The sequence below is a fragment of the Salisediminibacterium beveridgei genome (assembly GCF_001721685.1).
GTDB lineage: Bacteria > Bacillota > Bacilli > Bacillales > Salisediminibacteriaceae > Salisediminibacterium > Salisediminibacterium beveridgei.
The window spans coordinates 3,248,537-3,265,680 of the sequence record NZ_CP012502.1 but is presented as its reverse complement, the minus strand read 5'-3'; the positions used below and the strand labels follow the sequence as shown (position 1 = coordinate 3,265,680).

Sequence of the window (17,144 nt, the reverse complement as noted above, 5' to 3'; positions counted from 1 at the left end):
GTTGTCAATTACAGTTTACCCCAAATGATAGCCAGTGTGGGTGATTTTTTCAGATGATAAATGCACGGTAACAACTGCGGTTGTCCATGGCGGCTTCCCTGACAGTGCGCTTTAAATGGATGCATTTGAAGAGTTTGCTGATCCAGCGTTTCATGTCAATCACCTTCTTTTTTGGATTGGTTGATCTTACCTTCAGTATAGAAGGTTCCAGAGCAGAGAGCGCCGTCCGGAAGGTGGGAGTCGTCTCGGTCCCGGGACTGATCTTCGTCAGGACTTTTGTTGATTTCATGAAAAAGATTCAAATGATGCGAAACATTTGATGGTGACGCCTCGTCTAATAGAGTACAGGAAAGGATGATTCCGGTATGAGGATCTCCCAGATGATCGTTACCGCGCTTCTCCTGAGCTTACTGGCAGGATGCGGTGAAGCAAATCAAGGGGGCAATGACAATGTATCTTCAGCCGATCATCAGAAGGAGTATGGTCTGATTGGCGAAGTGATTGAAGTGTCCCGGGATGAAGAGAACAGTCGACTTGGTTCCGTACATGTGGCAGGGGAAGAGGAAGATGCGATGTATACGGAAGGTTTCGTGACGATTACAACGGATACGGAATTCATTTCTGAAGGGGATCTGACATTTGAGGATCTCGAAGAAGGGATGCGAGTTCGTGTGCTGTTTGACGGAGCTGTCATGGAGTCACATCCGGTTCAGGGAACGGCGCGGCAATTGGAGATCGAGACTGCTGAACAGGAATGAATTGGGAAAAATGAGGTTTTCAGATTATTGTTTTTACATTCGGGGAATAGCAAAATAAGCGCGTTTTTTAATGGAGGGGTACGTGATGACAATTAGAGATATCGCGATCACATACGATATATGTGAGCGTGAGGGTTTGAAAGAAGAGATGAATACGTACCATTTAAATCCGAATATCCCATTAAAGAAACAGTTACGGATTTTCGCGCGAAAAGATGTTGCACCACTTGTTGTTGTTGTCATGTGGGAAGACGGAAAACAGGTGAAAATTGAGCACACGTTTCCGGAATATGAGTGCCACTGCGATGAAAGAAGCGGTAAGGGGTGAGTCCCGATGAAACAAAATGAGCGGAAAGGTCCAGTTTGGAATACATGGCTGAAATGGACAGGTCTTGCATTGCTGGGCCTTTTTCTCGTGGTTGTGACCCTGCCATATCTCTTCCCGGTCGATGCGGCAGAGGATGTGAGGACGCTGGAACCTTTTGACGACAGTGAATTTCATGAAGTGGACGGCGTCTGGCTCCATTACCGGATTTCAGAACCAGAGGAGAGGTTGAGGGACCCTGTCGTGTTTATTCATGGACTTGGCGGTTCGACCTATTCCTGGCGTCATCAGGTGGAAACGTTGACAGATGCGGGATTTCCAGTGATTCGTGTCGATCTGCCGGTGTTTGGATTCAGTGATCGTGAGCGGGGACTGGAACATTCAATGGAAAATCGCAGTACTTGGTTATGGGGACTGATGGATGAGTTAGCGGTGGAACGGGCCCATCTTGCAGGGCATTCCATGGGAGGCGGTGTGATGACACAAATGGTGTACGATCAACCGGGACGAGTAGCATCGCTTACCTATGTGGCGGGGGCTGTTTATAATGATCCGCCCGGGCCAAGATCGCTTTCATTTCCTCCATTGCAGCGTGCTGTGGAGGCTTTTGGACCAAGAATAGCTGTTACGGAGGAGCGGATTGGAGGGTTACTGGATTCTGCTTATGGTCAACCAGTCAGCCAGGAAGTTCTGGATGCCTATATGGATACCTTTGAGGTGCCGGGCACAGCAGGAGCCTGGGTGGATCTATTGACAACAAGCGGCGCTGTGGATCATGAACGTCTTGACGAGATTGAAGCTCCGGCCCTTCTCGTATGGGGTGAAGGAGACAGTTGGGTTTCGCCTGATGAGGGGGAGCGGCTTCTTCAGGACCTCAACGATGCGAACATGGTCATGATTGACGGCAGTGGTCATATGCCGATGGAGACGGATGCAGAATGGTTTAATGAGGTGCTCCTGAAATTTTATGACCGCTTGGAAGAAGAAGCAGAAACGCCGTAAATCAGGGTGTTTCTGCCATTTTTTTGTAGTGGAGTTCCGTGAACTGGTTGAAGGATTTTGTGCTGACAAGCTCGAGATTCACAGTCCGCGTCCCAGTTGGGAATAAAGGAATGCCACCGCCAAGGATGACAGGGGCGATGGTGACGATGTATTCATCAACGAGATCGTGAGCGGTCATGGCCTGCAATAGATTCCCCCCGCCAACGAGCCAGATATTCCTCCCCGGGGCCTCCTTCAGCCGGTTGATGAACGGCACAGGATCCTCATTCACCCATGTGACCTCATCCGTCCTGCCGGATCGGGTCCTCGAAAAGACATAGCAGGCTTTACCTGCGTAAGGGAATTCGGTGAGGTTCAGTTTCTTGATCCAGTCACAGGTTTTCCGGCCCATGACGACGGTGTCGACAGTTTCATAAAAGGCGGCGTATCCATTATCCCCTTCCCCCTCAACGCTCTCAAGCCAGTCAAGGGATTCGTCAGCGGTGGCGATGTATCCATCCAGACTGCAGGCGATAAAGAGGATCAGTTTTCGTTGATAAGGCATCAGCTTCACCAGCTTTCCATCAGAGTAGCCTGATTATCGCAAAACAGTAAAGGAGAATCAATGTTGAAAAAATGCTTGCAAAGGGTTTCAAAATGGTTTACAGTTAATCCATGAAATATCCGAAACGTTTTGGAGGTGAGTCATGGCCACGATCAAAGACATTGCAAAAGCTGCGGGAGTTTCTGTGACTACCGTGTCCCGTGCGTTAAACGGATACAGTGATGTCAATGCGAAAACCCGCGAACGTATCGAACAGACTGCCCGGGATTTGAAATACAGTCCAAATTCGCTGGCACGGAGTCTCGTGATGAATAAGTCGAGAACAATCGGACTCCTCGTTTCGGAATTGAGCCGCTCAGGCGCAAAGGATATGTTTACTTACGAGGTGATGTGCGGCATCAATGATGCGGCTTCGGATGTCGGTTATGATCTCATTCTTTTCAGTACAAACTCCGCTAAGCAAAAGCAGAAAAGTTATACACAGTTGTGCCGGGAACGGCAGGTGGAGGGCGTGATCATGCAGGGCATCAAGCGGGATGATCCGTATATTGCTGAAGTAATTGAGAGCAATATCCCCTGTGTGTTCGTGGATGTCGATGTGGAAGGTGAGTATGTTGGCTATGTGACGACAGATAACGTCTTTGGTGCACAAATGGCCGTCAAGCATCTGCTGAATCTCGGTCACACAAAGATCGGTATGATAAACGGCCACGATTATGCCCATGTCAGTCAAAAACGCCGGAAAGGTTACGAACGGGAATTGACGGATGCGGGTATCCCGATCAGAGAAGAATACATGGTCAACGGTCAGTTTCTTGAACCTGAAGCAGAAATTGCCGCTTTTGCCCTTCTTCAAGATCACCCGGAGATTACTGCACTCTTTTGTGCCAGTGATCTGATGGCATTGGGTGTCATGCGCGCTGCAAAGCGACTGGGACTCAGAATTCCTGAAGATCTTTCCATTGTAGGGTTTGATAATATTCTACTTTCTGAATATACAACACCACCTTTGACAACAGTGAACCAGGACAAATACCAGATGGGTTACGAAGCAGCACACTTATTGACAGCAATGTTGACAGACGGTGGATCGGAACGACAGAGCGCAACACTTGATAATCAGTTAGTTGTAAGGGAATCGACTGCACCCCCCCGATAAGACGGACGGTGCTTCTTTTCCACCCTTGTCCCGAAACGTTTCGGGACATTTCAAAATTGAAAAATCCGAAACGTTTCGGATAAGTTGGAGGGAAATAATGAACTATCGTGTAATCAAAGAAAACGACATGTTTCTACTGACAGATGAAAGTGGACAGATACCCGATCAGCACCCTTACGGACCGGGCCTGTATACGAAAGATACCCGCTTTTTGAGCCGGTTGGATCTTCGGATCAATGGTGAAGAACCTGTGCTCCTGGCATCTGATGCGGATAACACGAGTGTGGCGGAGATGTTGCTGACGAACCCGCATATGGAACAGGAAAATGAGGCCGGGGAAAAAGTGGTGCACCTCTGGCGTGAGTCCATTGAAATGAAACGGCGCCGTTTCATTTGGGATGGTGTTTTGTACGAACAGATTCATGTGAAGAGCTACCATCCTCAACAGACAGCTTTCAATATCAGCCTTCAATTGGATGCCGATTTCAAGGACATGTTTATTGTGCGGGGCTTCCAGAATGGCCGAACTGGTGACAAGCGGGATGCGGAATCGTCTGCCAACGGGCTGAAGATGAGCTATCTCGGAGCTGACGATGTAGAGAGGCAGTTGCATGTGTCTTGGAATATGGTGCCTGAATCTCAGTCCGAAACTCAGGAGCCGGAGTTTCATTTTGATCTGGCTCATGGAGAGGAGAAAGTGCTTGAGCTGACGATGGTTCCTGAAATCAGCGGTGAAAAAGGGACAGCGCTCAGCCATAGTGAAGCATTGGAACGGCTGATGATTTCGACAGACGACTGGGCAAAGCAAATGACGAAGGTGAAGACGGATTATGAACCGCTCCAGCGCCTGATTGATCGAGGACTCAAGGACCTGCGGGTTCTCCTGACGGATCTTGGTGAAGGATCCTTTCCCGTGGCAGGACTGCCATGGTTTGGGGTGCCCTTCGGTCGGGATTCTCTGATTGCTGCATTGCAACTGTTACCCTTTGCAAGTGATGTGGCCAAAGGGACACTCAGAACAATGGCGAAACGTCAGGGGACTAAAAAAGACAGCTGGCGTGACGAAGAACCAGGAAAAATCATGCATGAAATTCGTTTTGGAGAATTGGCCAACACGGGTCAAATCCCATTCTCCCCCTATTTCGGGACGATTGATGCCACGCCACTTTTTCTTGTCCTGCTGAGTGAATATATGAAATGGACCGGTGATCACAGCTTATTTACCGAACTGGAAACGAATGTAGAGGCGGCACTCAATTGGGTTGATTCCTACGGGGATCGCGATGGTGACGGTTTCGTTGAGTACCATCAGGAAGCGGCGAAAGGAATTGCAAATCAGGGTTGGAAAGATTCGGGAGACTCGATAGTGCACCGTGATGGCCGTCTGGGTGAATCTCCGATTGCCTTGTCAGAAGTGCAAGGCTATGTATATCACGCGAAAGTGAGCATGGCACAAGCGTTTGAAGATGTGGGAAACCCGGAACGCGGAAAGGTGCTCAGGGGCGAAGCAAAGATCTTGAAGGAACAGTTTGACGAAGCCTTTTGGATGCCCGAACAAGGGTATTATGCTCTGGCTCTTGATAAGGATAAGAAGCAGGTAGGAACGGTGACATCAAACCCGGGACACGTGCTGATGTCCGGGATGATGTCGTCAGAAAGGGCACAAGCGGTGAGTGAGATGCTGGTGTCGGATAAACTGTTCTCCGGGTTCGGGATCCGGACCATGGGTGAAGGGGAAGCTGGTTACAACCCGATGAGCTATCACAATGGAACAGTATGGCCTCATGATAACAGTCTGGTGATTCTTGGGATGAGTCGCACGGGTAACGTCAAGGCAGCATCCAAGGTGATGATGGGCCTGATCCGTTCGGCAGCCTCCTTTGATTATGACCGTTTGCCGGAACTGTTCTGCGGATACAATGCGAGCCGTGGAAAAGCAGTCAGCTATCCGGTGGCATGTTCGCCCCAGGCCTGGGCGGCGGGGGCACCATTATTAATGGTCCAGGCCATGCTCGGGTTGTTTCCGGATGTTCTATCGGGCGAAGTAGCATTGAATCCACGCCTCCCTGAAGGCGTGAATCAGCTGACAGTGGAACAGATGCAAATCGGTGACGGGGAACTGGATTTGACAGTTACCCGGAATGCCAAGGGAGACTGCAATGTCAACGTGGAACGGAATACTACAGGACTAGCAATCAAACTTTGAACGGTTGTACAGGACAAATCAGTCCTTGCGATAAATAAGCACCGGCAGATGGGGTTTCAAGCTTCATCTGTCACTAATCACATAAACTGAAAGGGGTTTCAGATTCATGCAGAAGAAAAATGGATTGAAAGTAACCGGATGGGCAGCAGTCATGTTGACAGGTGCAGTATTGACAGGGTGTGGCGGTAACGAAAACGAGGAAGTGACCGGTGCCGACAGCAACAATAACGCGGGGAATCAGGGCAATAATGAGAATGTCTCTGATGAAGGTGATCAAGAGGAGGTAACAGTCCGGCTGACAGGCTGGCAATCATCTCCAACAGAGCAGCGTTATTTCGAAGAAACGCTGGATGCCTTTGAAGAAAAGTATCCACATATTAACGTTGAGGTGGATACCATTGCCGATCAGTATATGGATGTCCTGCGTACACGTTTGATTGGTGGAGAAGCTTCGGATGTATTTTTCCTGGATGCGTTTGAAGCACCTGGTTTGATCGATGCCGGTGTGTTGGAACCACTCGATGGCTATATCACAGATGAATTCGATGTGGATGATTTTGAGGATCCTTTGATCGATGCCTTCCGCAACGATGGAGAGCTGTGGGGTCTGCCAAAGGATACGTCCACACTGGCACTCTTCTATAATAAAGATCACTTTGATGAAGCCGGTATTGAAGCCCCACCCGAAACATGGGATGAGCTGGAGGAGGTTGCTGGTGAATTGACGACGGAAGACCGCTACGGTTTCGGGATAGTGACGGATCTGGCACGTCTGTATTTCATTGCGGAATCACTCGGTGGAGAAGTAGTCGTGGATAACCAGCCGAACTTCACGGATCCGGCCGTGATTGAAGCGTTGCAGCCTATTGTAGATATGCGAAACGAGTCAGAAGTTGGTGCAGCACCGTCAGATGTTGGAGCTGAATGGGGCGGTGACATGTTCGGAACCGAACGGGCATCGATGATTATTGAAGGAAACTGGATGATCGAGTTCATGGACGATGCGTTCCCTGATGTTGACTACGGTGTTGTGGAAATTCCTGTAATCGATAATGACCCGTCAACGATGGCGTACACGGTGTCTTATTCGATGAATCATCAGTCTGAAGTAAAAGAAGAAGCATGGCAGTTAATCGAATTCCTGACGGGGAAAGAGGGGATGGAAATGTGGACATCGAGTGGATTAGCACTGCCGTCCCGTGCTTCTGTTGCTGAACAAATGGATTATGAACGACCGGAAATTTATGAACCATTTATCGAAGGTGCCAGCTACGCAACGGTGTGGGCAGATGATACGAACCTGCCGATTATCAATTCAAACTTTGAAAATCAGTTTTCCAGTGCTTTTATCGGAGATCAAACTTTAGAAGAGGCACTTGAAGAAGCACAGCGTGTTGCGGAAAACGAAATTCAGGACTGACAGATAGACTGGTGAACATGGTCCAGAAAGGAGGTGTTTCACCTCCTTCTGGCCATGCATGCCAGAAGAAAGGGGTTCAAGTACTATGGCACGTTTTACAATGACGAAAAGTCAGCTGAGGGAAGCAGGACAAGGGTATCTGTTCATGTCACCAGCGATTTTTACCATTCTGGTTTTTTTGATCGGTCCGATTTTGTTTGCACTGTATTTGGCGTTTAACGACGTGAATCTCCTGGGAGAAACAAGTTTTGATTTTGTCTGGTTTGATAATTTCATCCGTATGGCGAACGATGATCGAGCATTGATAGCCCTGCAAAATACGGCATTCTATGTCGCGATTGTGGTGCCGACACAGACGATCCTTGCCTTGGTTCTTGCGGCTACACTCAATGCAGGAATGAAGGGAGAGAAATGGTTCAGGGTCATCTACTTTATACCGACATTAACCTCGTCTGCCGTATTGGTCATGATTTTTATGTGGATGTATCGTCCCGATGGCTTAATTAATACCATACTAGGTTCGGTAGGACTGCCTACATACAACTGGCTGAATGATCCGAGTGTTGCTTTGATTTCCATTATGATTATGAATATCTGGGCAACAGCACCGATGTTCATGGTGATCTATCTGGCAGCCCTTCAGGATATTCCGGAATCACTGTATGAAGCTGCAGAACTCGATGGGGCATCTGCGATTCAAAAATTTCTGTACGTCACCATCCCGATGCTGAAACCAGTGACCGGATTTGTGATTATTATCGGGATCATCGGCACGTTTCAGCTGTTTGATCAGTCTTATATGTTCTCCGGTGGCTCCGGTGGACCGAATAACTCAACGTTGACAGTCGTATTGTTGATTTATCAATATGCATTCTCGAATAATCAGATGGGTTACGCAGCAGCACTCGCGGTGTCTCTGGCCTTGATTATTCTCGTTGCCACCCTGATTCAGCGTAAGATGCAAAAGAACGAGGAGATTTACTAGAAAGGGGAGTCACGTAATGAAGAAAGAACAACCGAACTACCTGAAGGCATTTCTCTATATCCTGTTATTCAGTTACGCGGTGATTACGCTGCTCCCTTTTGCCTGGGCTCTGTCTGCGTCGTTTAAACCGCTGAATGAAATTCTGTCTGCAGGACTGAATATTTTCCCGGAGAATTTCACGTTTGATAATTACGTCACCATTTTCACGGAACAAGAATTGTTTCCGAGATGGCTGTTAAACAGTGTGATCGTTGCTGTGATCGGAACGGCACTGAATATTGTGTTTAATTCCATGGCGGGGTACGCATTGGCACGGGTTGCCTTTCCTGGACGCACTACCTGGTTCATCATTGTGCTGGCGGTTTTAATGATTCCGGCACAGGTAACGATGATTCCGAACTTTCTGATCCTAAAGGAGCTTGGCTGGTTGAACAGCTACCAGGGTTTGATTGTCCCAGGTATGATCAATGCGACTTTCATCTTTATGATGCGGCAATTCTTTGTGAACTTCCCGAAAGAGGTTGAGGAAGCGGCAGCAATCGACGGGTTAAGCCGGATCGGCACGTTTTTCCGGATCGTTATGCCAATGGCGAAAGCATCCATCGGGGCAATGGCCATCTTTGTATTCATGGGTTTTTGGAACAATTTTATGGCTCCGCTAATCATCATGACGGATGCGTCGATGTACACGTTACCGGTAGGCTTGAATGCTTTCCAGTCTGACTATGCGACCTACTGGAATTATGTCATGGCGGCATCGATGGTGTTCACCCTGCCGGTTCTGGTATTGTATATTTTGTTTAATAAATATTTCCTGAAGGGGTTATCCTTCAGAGGTGACAAATAAAAATAACGAAGGCGACAAGATTCCGGTATGAAATGGGGACTTGTCGCTTTTAATATATATTATAAAGGTTTATTGCAATCATATGTTCGCGTTCAGTATAATGGAGGTATCCAATATCGAAGATGAGCATCCCTAAAGATGGATGTTATTCAGTCGGAAAAACGAGCGCAACAATCGCACTTCACCCCTCCTCACTGAAAGAACAAGTTTACCCATCGTTTTCTGCACAAAACGGTGTTGGAAAATCAGAAGGAGGAGTGGAGTATTTGGCATCCCATTCGATTCACGACATGATGTTTAAGGAGATGTTCAGTGACCCGGAACTGACAACAGCGCTGATCGATAAGATCGTACCGGCATCGATCAGGCAACGGATGGATACAGGCAGTCTTCGGACAAGGAAAGACACGTTCATTTCGAATGACCAGTCAGCGTTATTTGCGGATCTGTTGTTTGATGTTAAAATGAAAAACAACGAACAGGGGAAAGTGTACCTGCTCTTTGAGCACAAAAGTTTTTCAGAGCGGCATGTATCCCTGCAGCTCTTGACGTATATGACAGAAATCTGGCGGAGTGAAACGAACAACAAACCGAAATCATTCATTCTGCCGATTCTGATCTCACAAAGGAAAAAGCACTGGAACCGCTCCACAAATTTCACGAAATATGTGTTTGATGGGTTCGAGGCTGAAAGTCTGGAAATGTTTGACCCATTCATTCCGGATTTTGATTATCTGTTGTTTGATGTGCAGGAACGAGAAGCGATCAAGCTGATCAGGCATTCCTTTTTGCGCATCACATTGGAAGTTTTCTCACTTGTACATGAGGATCAACCGAAGCAGCTGGAGGAAAGGCTGATTGACCTGTTGACAATGGGTGCCATCCACGAGATCAGTGACAGTTATGCTGAACAGGTGATTCGATTACTGAGATATTTGCTCGAAGGCAACAGTCAATTCACAAGGGAAAGTCTGAATACAATCCATGAACAGGTGAAAACGGTTCAACCGGAAGGAGGCGAAATCATTATGAGTCTGGCAGAGGAACTGAAAAAAGAGGGCAGACAGATGGGGAAAAAAGAAGGAAGACAAGAGGGAAGACAAGAAGGACAGATGCAAAAAACATTACAGATCTTCGGGAAGTTGATGCATCGGGGTGAATCCAAAGAAACCATTATGGAATTGTTGGATATCGATGAGAATGAATTTGATCGGATGAAAAAAGAGCTCAGGAATTAAAAATGAATATTAATTGAAAAAGCAGAATCCTGATTGAAGGGTTCTGCTTTTCCCATATCGCCCTAAAGCAGTTGACGACGTGAAATGTTCGTGAAGTGCCACAACAGTATCGCACGCTTGGCAGCTGTTTTTCCGGCGTTTGTCAGCTGAAGGGTCTGCTGAGAATGCGCTGGTTGGTACTGCCACGGAAGGATGGTGTGGTGTCGATTTGATTTTGATCAAAACGGCCGTCCACCAGCGTGTCTGCAGTGAAGAGAAGCGCCAGTTCATCGGGATCTTCTCTCTCGAGGAGCTCTTCTTTTGTCCAGCCGGTAAAGACCCAGATGTCTTTACCGGCTTTTTTGCATGCGGTGGCGATTATTTTTGCTGCACGGGCCTGACTGAATGGTTCGCCGCCGCTTAAGGTCACATTGGTGAGGGGGTTGTCCAGCAGCTCATCGATAATGGCCTGTACGTCGATTTGCCGTCCATTTTCTTCATGCCAGGATTCCGGGTTGTGACAGCCCGGACAGTGATGAGGACATCCGGCAAAGAAGACGACGCTTCTCAAGCCGGCTCCGTCCACGACGGAATCATGGCGAATGTCGAGGATACATGCGGTAGCAACCGGATTCATCGATGCTTTACCCGTTCCGATTCTTCAGCCGTTTTTGCCGGATTCCAGCGTGACATGGAACCGACGAGATAGCCGGTGATCCGTCGGATGCGTTCAATTTTGTCCGAATCGTCGTTTCCGCAGGACGGGCAGCTTGTGTCGATCGGTCCCGTGTGGCTGCAATACAGGCAGCGGTCGACAGGATGATTGATGCTGCCGTAGCCGATCCCGCTCTCTGCCATGTGCCGGACAATGGTATCCATCGCTTGAAGGTTCCCGCTTACGGCACCGTCCACTTCGATGTAGCTGATATGTCCGGCGTTTGTCAATGCATGGTACGGTGCTTCGATCCGGATTTTGTCGGCAATGCGGCACGAGTAATAAACCGGAACATGAAAGGCATTGGTGTAGTAGGAGCGGTCTGTAACGCCCGGAATCGTGCTGAATTCCTCGTGATCACGCTTTACAAAACGCCCGCTCAATCCTTCCGCAGGAGTGGCAATCAGGGTAATGTTCAGGTCATGGGTTTTGCTTGCTTCGTCACAAAGATCACGGAGCCTTTTAACGATGGCAAGTCCGAGAGACTGGGCGGTTTCTGATTCCCCGTGGTGGTTTCCTGTGAGCACCTTGAGGCATTCGGCGAGACCGATGAAACCGATGCTTAGCGTGCCGTGCTTCAGTACGTCTTCCATTGCTGCTCCTTCATCAAGCTGTTCACTCTTCATCCACAGTTTTTGACCGAAGAGGAATGAAAAGGATGCAGGGGATTGTTTGCACTGATACCGGTATCGTTCCAGCAGTTGCCGGATGATGAGTCTGGCAGTCTCATCCAGACGTTGAAAGAAGTCAGATTCATCCTGACTCATCAGTGCCAGTTTGACGAGATTTAAGCTCGTGAAAGACAGATTCCCGCGGCCGACGCTGATGTCGTCCCCATGACGATCCTGCATCACACGGGTGCGGCAGCCCATATAGGCGACTTCCGTATCCGGCCGTTCAGGGTCATAGAGTGCTTCATTAAACGGTGCATCGAGAAAACTGAAATTCGGAAAAAGGCGTTTTCCTGTTGTTTCAAGGGCCAGTTGATACAAGTCGTAATTCGGGTCTTCAGGATTCAGGTTGATCCCTTTTTTCAGTTTCATGATCTGAATCGGGAAGATGGGTGTTTCACCGTGTCCCAAACCTCGCATCGTTGCTTTCAGAAGGTTTTGGACAATCAGTCTTCCTTCAGGTGAGGTGTCCGTACCATAATTGATGGAGGTGAAAGGGACCTGGCCACCGCTCCTTGAGTGCAGGCTGTTCAGGTTGTGGATAAAGGCTTCGCAAGCCTGATACACCTCAAGATCTGTTTCTTCCCAGGCGAGTTTCTCCAGGCGAACGGGATCTTCATCAGGAGAGAGCCGGAGAATCGTATCTTTCTTTCGCTCAAGAGATCGTGTAACGAAAGGGGCCAAATCCCGCTCAAACGCCTGATAGCTCTGTCCACCATGCTGCTGGTTCTGGTTGCTCTGGAAAATGATCGCTGCAAGGGACATCGCGGTGGTAATGGTTTTAGGCGGCCGGATGAAGCCGTGGCCGGTGTCAAAGCCTGTGGCCAACAGTTTCCCCAATGGAATCTGACAGCAGGTGGTGGTGCCGGTCACGTAGTAATCCAGGTCGTGTATGTGAATGAGGTTCTGGTCAATGGCCTCATTCACTTCCGGAGACAGCAGGTGCTCCCTGGCATAGGACTTGGCAGCAATGCTGGCAAACCGGTTCATCATCCCGCTTGGGGACGTGCTGTCCACGTTGGCGTTTTCCCGGGTGACGCTGGGATCGTTTGAGGTGACGACATGGTCGAGCTCGTCCATGAGCGATTGGGACGTTGTCACGTGTTGTTCAGGATGCAATGTGGTCTGGGTCATGACCGGATTCCCCCTTGTGTTGGTGTGGCAATGGCTAAGTGCGATGTTAATGTATGAATGAATGTCCGGCATCTGTCGATGTCTGAAGGCTGGGGCATCAGTTCGATCTTTAGACGCTCTGCGACGAAGCAAGTGTCATGAAGATCTTCAGCAAGTCTGTCCACGGCGCCGCAAAATGCCGGATAAAAGCTGTCTCCCGTGCCGAAAACACCGGTAATCAGTCCCGGTTCGGCATGGGATTTGACGGCGTCCAGTATGGGTGAAAAACCTTCCGGGATCTCACCGTTTCCCCAACTGTATGTACCAATCATGAGGATATCCGTTGACCGGATCAGGTCCGGAACGGTTTTGGGGTCGGGGTTCGGATGGATCTCTGCAGCATAATCCCCGGACAAGTCGCGGATTAAGTCCGCCACTGCCCGGGTGTTGCCTGTCATGGAATAGGGCAAGATGACAATCTTCGGGTTATAATTCGTCAAAGCCATTGTTGGATGTCACCTTTGTATAGGATCTGGACTTTTGTTCAAAGAAGTCCGATTTCGTCTGATTCATCATGGAATCACTGAATACATGAATCCATGGCATCGGATTGTCCTGATCGGGATAGAGATTGGCAAGGCCCAGTTGTCTCAGGCGCTTATTCACCAGATAGTTCACGTAGCCGTGAAATTCGCTCAGGTCAATGCCGTCAATGTCCGACAGGATGACGTTCGCCCACTCTTTTTCAAGAGATGCGGCCTTGTCCATGGCCTCGTAAATATAATCCACATTTTCCTTCGTGTTCAGATCCGGATTTTCCGTTAAGAGAATGCGGATGAACTGGGACATATAGTAGGCGTGCTGCATTTCGTCACGCTGGATGTAGCTGATCATCGTGCTCGTCTTCAGCATCTTCTGCTGGCGGGCCAGGTGATAGAAGAAGGCAAATCCGGCGTAAAAATAGACCCCTTCAAGATTCAGTGACTGGACGGCCAGTTCAAACAGGTTCTGGGGTGACGGGTTTTGCCGGAACTGTTCATAGGCGTTTAAAATGACGTCATTTCGTTTTTGAATGAGGGGATCATTCTTTGCCTCATCGAAGCGTTCGGCCTGATCCTGCTGGGGGATCAGGGAGCTCAGCACATAGGAATACGATTCATTGTGCACCGCTTCCTGCTGGGCAACGACGGCGAAGATCGCCTTGAAGGATGGATCGGTGACATAATCCATGACCTGACTCATCGTCGGCGTCTGCAGGCTGTCCAAAGAGGCCAGCTGGGTGTTGATCCTGAGAAACACATCCTGTTCCGTATCCGAGAGTGTGGCCCACTGTTTGATGTCGTCCTGCATGTTGATCTCCTGCGCTTTCCAGAAGTTGGCGAGGAGCGTCTGGTACAGATCGTACATCTGCGGATAAGCGATGTCATTCCAGTTGAGAATGCCAGAGGCTTCTCCGTGGATCAGCCCTGTGGCGCGATTTGGGAATTGGGGATTCAATAACGGAATCCGGGTCATCGGTTCGTGGATCATGGGAATCGCTCCTTTTATTGTTTATTTTATGAGCCTCTGTGTTGATCATCGTATATTTCATTCGCTTACGGCGGACGCTTGCTCAGGGGCTTGTCCTCAACTAACTTTCGCTTTGCGAAAGTGGATTTTCGGACTGCGCTAATCCCTCGAGCGTCGCCGCCTGTCACTCATTTAATGCTAATCTTTATGAATACAAACGTTGATCAGACCGTCAGCTTTCGCATACGTCACAGCTTTCGATTTCTTCTTGTGAGGTGCTGCGAATGTAATAGGTGGTCTTGAGCTTCTGCTTCCAGGCATCCAGGTGCAGGTCCAGGAGTTCTTTCGCGCGGATATTGTGATGCACGTACAGATTGAAGCTGATGCCCTGATCGATATGGCGCTGGCGGGCAGCGTTTTGCCGGATACTCCACTTCTGGTCGAGCTGATGGCGGGTTTTGCGGTAATACGGGTACGTGTTGTGATCGAGCTCCGGTGCGGTGACGAGAAATTTGAAGTTCTTTTTCTCTTCGGCAAATTCCACGGCATACAGCGGATCGATTCCGTCGGTGGAGCCGCCGATTTTTGCAGTGGAGGAGTTTGGCGCTATGGCCATCATCCAGCCGTTTCGAACCCCGTGTTCCTGCACGTCCTGTTTTAATTCCTGCCACTCTTCTGAAACGTACTCCCGCTGCTCGAAGTAGGCGCCGGATGCCCATTCAGATCCGGAAAATGCCGGGTAGGCCCCTTTTTCTTTCGCCAGCTCCTTGGACGCTTTGATGCTCAGGTAGGCAATGTTCTCATAGAGCCTGTCCGCTTCGGTGACGGCTTCTTCCGACTCCCAGTGGATGGCGTTTTTCGCCAGGTAATGGTGCCAGCCGAAGGTGCCCAGCCCCACAGCACGGTATTTGCGGTTCGTGCGCTGCGCCTGCTGGACAGGGAGGTTGTTCAGATCAATGACGTTGTCGAGCATGCGCATCTGAATCGGAATAAGGCGCTGCAAGGTCATCTGATTTCCCGCATTGCCAAGGTTGATGGACGAGAGGTTGCAGACGACGAAGTCCCCTGGCCGGCGGACAATCACCTGATCACCTTCAGCGGTTTCGTATTCTTTTTGAATGGTGGTGGCGGACATGTTCTGGGCAATCTCCGTGCACAAATTGCTGGAATAAATCGCTGTTCGTCCTGGTGAACCAGTATGTTTATTGGCATTCCGGCGGTTCACTTCATCCCGGTAAAAGAAGAACGGGGTACCGGTTTCAAGCTGGGAAACCATCATCCGGGCCATAATATCCATCGCGCGGTAGGTCTGTCTTGGCAGGAGTGGATGGGCCACCGCTTCTTCGTATTTTTCTGTAAAATAGAGCTGGTCTTTTTCGTCATAGAAGTCCTCAAGACCCAGTTTGTTCCCGAACTCATCGGTCCAGCCCATGGTCTGTTTGACTTCATGAGGGCAGAACACGTGCCACTCACCGACGCTTTTGCCGGTTTCGTCTTTTTCTTCGAGCTTTCTCATGAAGAGATCAGGGATGCTGATGCCGGTGAAAATATCATGGGCTTTCCGGCGCTCGTCGCCGTTATTCGTCTTCAAATCGAGAAAGCCGTTCATGATGTCTTTATGAAAGATGTCCAGGTAGATGGCAATGGCACCCTGGCGTTGGCCGAGCTGATCCACACTGACGGCCGTGTTGTTCAATTGCCGGACCCACGGCACAACCCCGGAGGAGTTTCCTTTGAAGCCCTTAATGTCAGAGCCCAGGGCACGGACCTTGCCGTAATAGACGCCGATTCCGCCGCCGTCTTTACTCAGGCGGGCGATATCCCAGTTGTTCAGATAGATGCTGTCCAGGGAGTCATCCACGGTATCGATGAAGCAAGACGACAGCTGACCGTGACTCTTGCCTGCATTGGCCAGTGTCGGTGTGGCCACCGTCATGTAGAGATGACTCATCGCCCAGTAAGCTTCCCGGACATGGGAGAGACGGGTTTCCGCCGGTTCGTTCATCATGAGAACCAGGGCGATGATGAGAAACCGCTCCTGCGGTAACTCGTACAGCTCACCGTCCGTCGTTCGTGTCAGGTAGCGGTCTGCCAAGAGAAACAACCCTGTATGCTGAAAGAGAAGGTCTTTTTGGCCATCGAGCATGGCACCGGCTTCTTCAAGTTCAGTGAAGGTATAGGCTTCCGTCAAACGATGGTCATAGAGCCCCCGGCGAACACCTTCAAATATCAGGTTGCCGAAGTCATGATAGCCGCCTGTTTGACCAAGCTTTCTCGTTTCGGCTGCTTCCTGGTAGAGGTTGTCGAGATAGAGTGCTGCGGCGATGTAGGTCCAGCCGGGTTCGGACATGGAGACCCGGTTTAATGCGTCCTGCATCAAATCCTTGTGGGGGATGCGGTGAAGGACGGTTTGAAGTGGATCGCCTTTTGTCAGTTGGCTCAGTTCTACCTGATGTGTGCCTGCAATCTCTTCCAGTCGCTGTTGTAACCCTTCATTCAATGTAATACTCATGATGACTCACTCCTTCGATTTGGATGACAAAAAACCCCGTCTCCTCAAAGGGAAACGGGGTGAACAGATCAGACGAGTGCAGGTCAGCGCGGGGACTCCGTTGTACAGAATCCATCAGGATACATGCGCCGTTACCAGGACGAGCCGTGATCTGCCCTCCC

16 protein-coding genes are annotated in these 17,144 nt (G+C 49.5%); 9 read left to right on the top strand and 7 right to left on the bottom strand.

The features are described 5' to 3' along the window. Window positions 1–49: 49 nt before the first annotated feature. Window positions 50–289, bottom strand: coding sequence for a hypothetical protein (locus BBEV_RS17470; protein ID WP_157101010.1), 240 nt, complete (start codon window positions 287–289; stop codon window positions 50–52). A gap of 76 nt (window positions 290–365) precedes the next feature. Here BBEV_RS17470 and BBEV_RS15330 point away from each other — a divergent pair, with 76 nt between their 5' ends. From BBEV_RS15330 to BBEV_RS15320, 3 genes are all read left to right on the top strand, one after another. Further along, complete coding sequence (locus BBEV_RS15330) at window positions 366–758, top strand: DUF3221 domain-containing protein (protein ID WP_069366257.1); 393 nt, start codon at window positions 366–368, stop codon at window positions 756–758. Window positions 759–843: 85 nt separating this feature from the next. After that, the gene (locus BBEV_RS15325) at window positions 844–1,086 is read left to right on the top strand and encodes a hypothetical protein (protein ID WP_069366256.1); all 243 of its coding nucleotides are present in this window, start codon (window positions 844–846) and stop codon (window positions 1,084–1,086) included. A 6-nt stretch (window positions 1,087–1,092) separates the two neighbouring features. Beyond that, window positions 1,093–2,085 carry an alpha/beta fold hydrolase gene (locus BBEV_RS15320; RefSeq protein WP_069366255.1) on the top strand — a complete coding sequence of 331 codons (993 nt, stop codon included), beginning with the start codon at window positions 1,093–1,095 and terminating at the stop codon, window positions 2,083–2,085. A gap of 1 nt (window position 2,086) precedes the next feature. Here the strand turns inward: BBEV_RS15320 and BBEV_RS15315 are convergent, their stop codons facing one another. Further along, window positions 2,087–2,629, bottom strand: coding sequence for a dihydrofolate reductase family protein (locus tag BBEV_RS15315; protein ID WP_069366254.1), 543 nt, complete (start codon window positions 2,627–2,629; stop codon window positions 2,087–2,089). Between the two features lie 142 nt (window positions 2,630–2,771). Here BBEV_RS15315 and BBEV_RS15310 point away from each other — a divergent pair, with 142 nt between their 5' ends. The 6 genes from BBEV_RS15310 to BBEV_RS15285 all read left to right on the top strand — a co-directional run bounded on the left by BBEV_RS15310 (window position 2,772) and on the right by BBEV_RS15285 (window position 10,484). After that, window positions 2,772–3,788, top strand: coding sequence for a LacI family DNA-binding transcriptional regulator (locus BBEV_RS15310; RefSeq protein WP_069366253.1), 1,017 nt, complete (start codon window positions 2,772–2,774; stop codon window positions 3,786–3,788). Window positions 3,789–3,885: 97 nt separating this feature from the next. Next, a complete protein-coding gene (locus BBEV_RS15305) occupies window positions 3,886–5,994 on the top strand; it encodes an amylo-alpha-1,6-glucosidase (RefSeq protein WP_069366252.1) in 2,109 nt (702 codons plus the stop codon). Between the two features lie 106 nt (window positions 5,995–6,100). Then, window positions 6,101–7,414 carry an ABC transporter substrate-binding protein gene (locus tag BBEV_RS15300; RefSeq protein WP_069366251.1) on the top strand — a complete coding sequence of 438 codons (1,314 nt, stop codon included), beginning with the start codon at window positions 6,101–6,103 and terminating at the stop codon, window positions 7,412–7,414. Window positions 7,415–7,499: 85 nt separating this feature from the next. Continuing rightward, a complete protein-coding gene (locus BBEV_RS15295; protein WP_069366250.1) occupies window positions 7,500–8,399 on the top strand; it encodes a carbohydrate ABC transporter permease in 900 nt (299 codons plus the stop codon). Between the two features lie 16 nt (window positions 8,400–8,415). Continuing rightward, window positions 8,416–9,246, top strand: coding sequence for a carbohydrate ABC transporter permease (locus BBEV_RS15290; RefSeq protein ID WP_069366249.1), 831 nt, complete (start codon window positions 8,416–8,418; stop codon window positions 9,244–9,246). A 257-nt stretch (window positions 9,247–9,503) separates the two neighbouring features. Next, window positions 9,504–10,484: an Rpn family recombination-promoting nuclease/putative transposase gene (locus BBEV_RS15285; RefSeq protein WP_198155021.1), complete on the top strand. Its 981-nt coding sequence runs from the start codon at window positions 9,504–9,506 to the stop codon at window positions 10,482–10,484. A 142-nt stretch (window positions 10,485–10,626) separates the two neighbouring features. Here BBEV_RS15285 and nrdG read toward each other — a convergent pair whose 3' ends face one another. The 5 genes from nrdG to BBEV_RS15260 form a co-directional block, all read right to left on the bottom strand. Next, a complete protein-coding gene (gene nrdG, locus BBEV_RS15280) occupies window positions 10,627–11,100 on the bottom strand; it encodes an anaerobic ribonucleoside-triphosphate reductase activating protein (protein WP_069366247.1) in 474 nt (157 codons plus the stop codon). After that, on the bottom strand, window positions 11,097–12,983 hold the full coding sequence (locus BBEV_RS15275; RefSeq protein ID WP_084007428.1) for an anaerobic ribonucleoside triphosphate reductase: 1,887 nt from the start codon (window positions 12,981–12,983) through the stop codon (window positions 11,097–11,099). The genes nrdG and BBEV_RS15275 overlap by 4 nt, the downstream gene beginning before the upstream one ends. Continuing rightward, complete coding sequence (locus tag BBEV_RS15270) at window positions 12,980–13,468, bottom strand: flavodoxin domain-containing protein (protein WP_069366246.1); 489 nt, start codon at window positions 13,466–13,468, stop codon at window positions 12,980–12,982. Before BBEV_RS15270 ends, BBEV_RS15275 begins: the two co-directional genes overlap by 4 nt. Next, window positions 13,449–14,492 (bottom strand): ribonucleotide-diphosphate reductase subunit beta, encoded by a 1,044-nt coding sequence (locus BBEV_RS15265; RefSeq protein ID WP_069366245.1) that lies wholly within the window; start codon window positions 14,490–14,492, stop codon window positions 13,449–13,451. Before BBEV_RS15265 ends, BBEV_RS15270 begins: the two co-directional genes overlap by 20 nt. Before the next feature lie 211 nt (window positions 14,493–14,703). Next, complete coding sequence (locus BBEV_RS15260; RefSeq protein WP_084007427.1) at window positions 14,704–16,983, bottom strand: ribonucleoside-diphosphate reductase subunit alpha; 2,280 nt, start codon at window positions 16,981–16,983, stop codon at window positions 14,704–14,706. Window positions 16,984–17,144: the final 161 nt, after the last annotated feature.

Excerpts from the sequence above, each read along its gene's own strand:
- BBEV_RS15295 (WP_069366250.1), top strand. The coding sequence starts at position 7,500 with ATGGCACGTTTTACAATGACGAAAAGTCAGCTGAGGGAAGCAGGACAA.
- BBEV_RS15320 (WP_069366255.1), top strand. The coding sequence starts at position 1,093 with ATGAAACAAAATGAGCGGAAAGGTCCAGTTTGGAATACATGGCTGAAA.
- BBEV_RS15330 (WP_069366257.1), top strand. The coding sequence starts at position 366 with ATGAGGATCTCCCAGATGATCGTTACCGCGCTTCTCCTGAGCTTACTG.
- BBEV_RS15270 (WP_069366246.1), bottom strand. The coding sequence starts at position 13,468 with ATGGCTTTGACGAATTATAACCCGAAGATTGTCATCTTGCCCTATTCC.
- nrdG (WP_069366247.1), bottom strand. The coding sequence starts at position 11,100 with ATGAATCCGGTTGCTACCGCATGTATCCTCGACATTCGCCATGATTCC.
- BBEV_RS15265 (WP_069366245.1), bottom strand. The coding sequence starts at position 14,492 with ATGATCCACGAACCGATGACCCGGATTCCGTTATTGAATCCCCAATTC.
- BBEV_RS15325 (WP_069366256.1), top strand. The coding sequence starts at position 844 with ATGACAATTAGAGATATCGCGATCACATACGATATATGTGAGCGTGAG.
- BBEV_RS15275 (WP_084007428.1), bottom strand. The coding sequence starts at position 12,983 with ATGACCCAGACCACATTGCATCCTGAACAACACGTGACAACGTCCCAA.
- BBEV_RS15260 (WP_084007427.1), bottom strand. The coding sequence starts at position 16,983 with ATGAGTATTACATTGAATGAAGGGTTACAACAGCGACTGGAAGAGATT.
- BBEV_RS17470 (WP_157101010.1), bottom strand. The coding sequence starts at position 289 with ATGAAATCAACAAAAGTCCTGACGAAGATCAGTCCCGGGACCGAGACG.
- BBEV_RS15310 (WP_069366253.1), top strand. The coding sequence starts at position 2,772 with ATGGCCACGATCAAAGACATTGCAAAAGCTGCGGGAGTTTCTGTGACT.
- BBEV_RS15300 (WP_069366251.1), top strand. The coding sequence starts at position 6,101 with ATGCAGAAGAAAAATGGATTGAAAGTAACCGGATGGGCAGCAGTCATG.
- BBEV_RS15315 (WP_069366254.1), bottom strand. The coding sequence starts at position 2,629 with ATGCCTTATCAACGAAAACTGATCCTCTTTATCGCCTGCAGTCTGGAT.
- BBEV_RS15305 (WP_069366252.1), top strand. The coding sequence starts at position 3,886 with ATGAACTATCGTGTAATCAAAGAAAACGACATGTTTCTACTGACAGAT.
- BBEV_RS15290 (WP_069366249.1), top strand. The coding sequence starts at position 8,416 with ATGAAGAAAGAACAACCGAACTACCTGAAGGCATTTCTCTATATCCTG.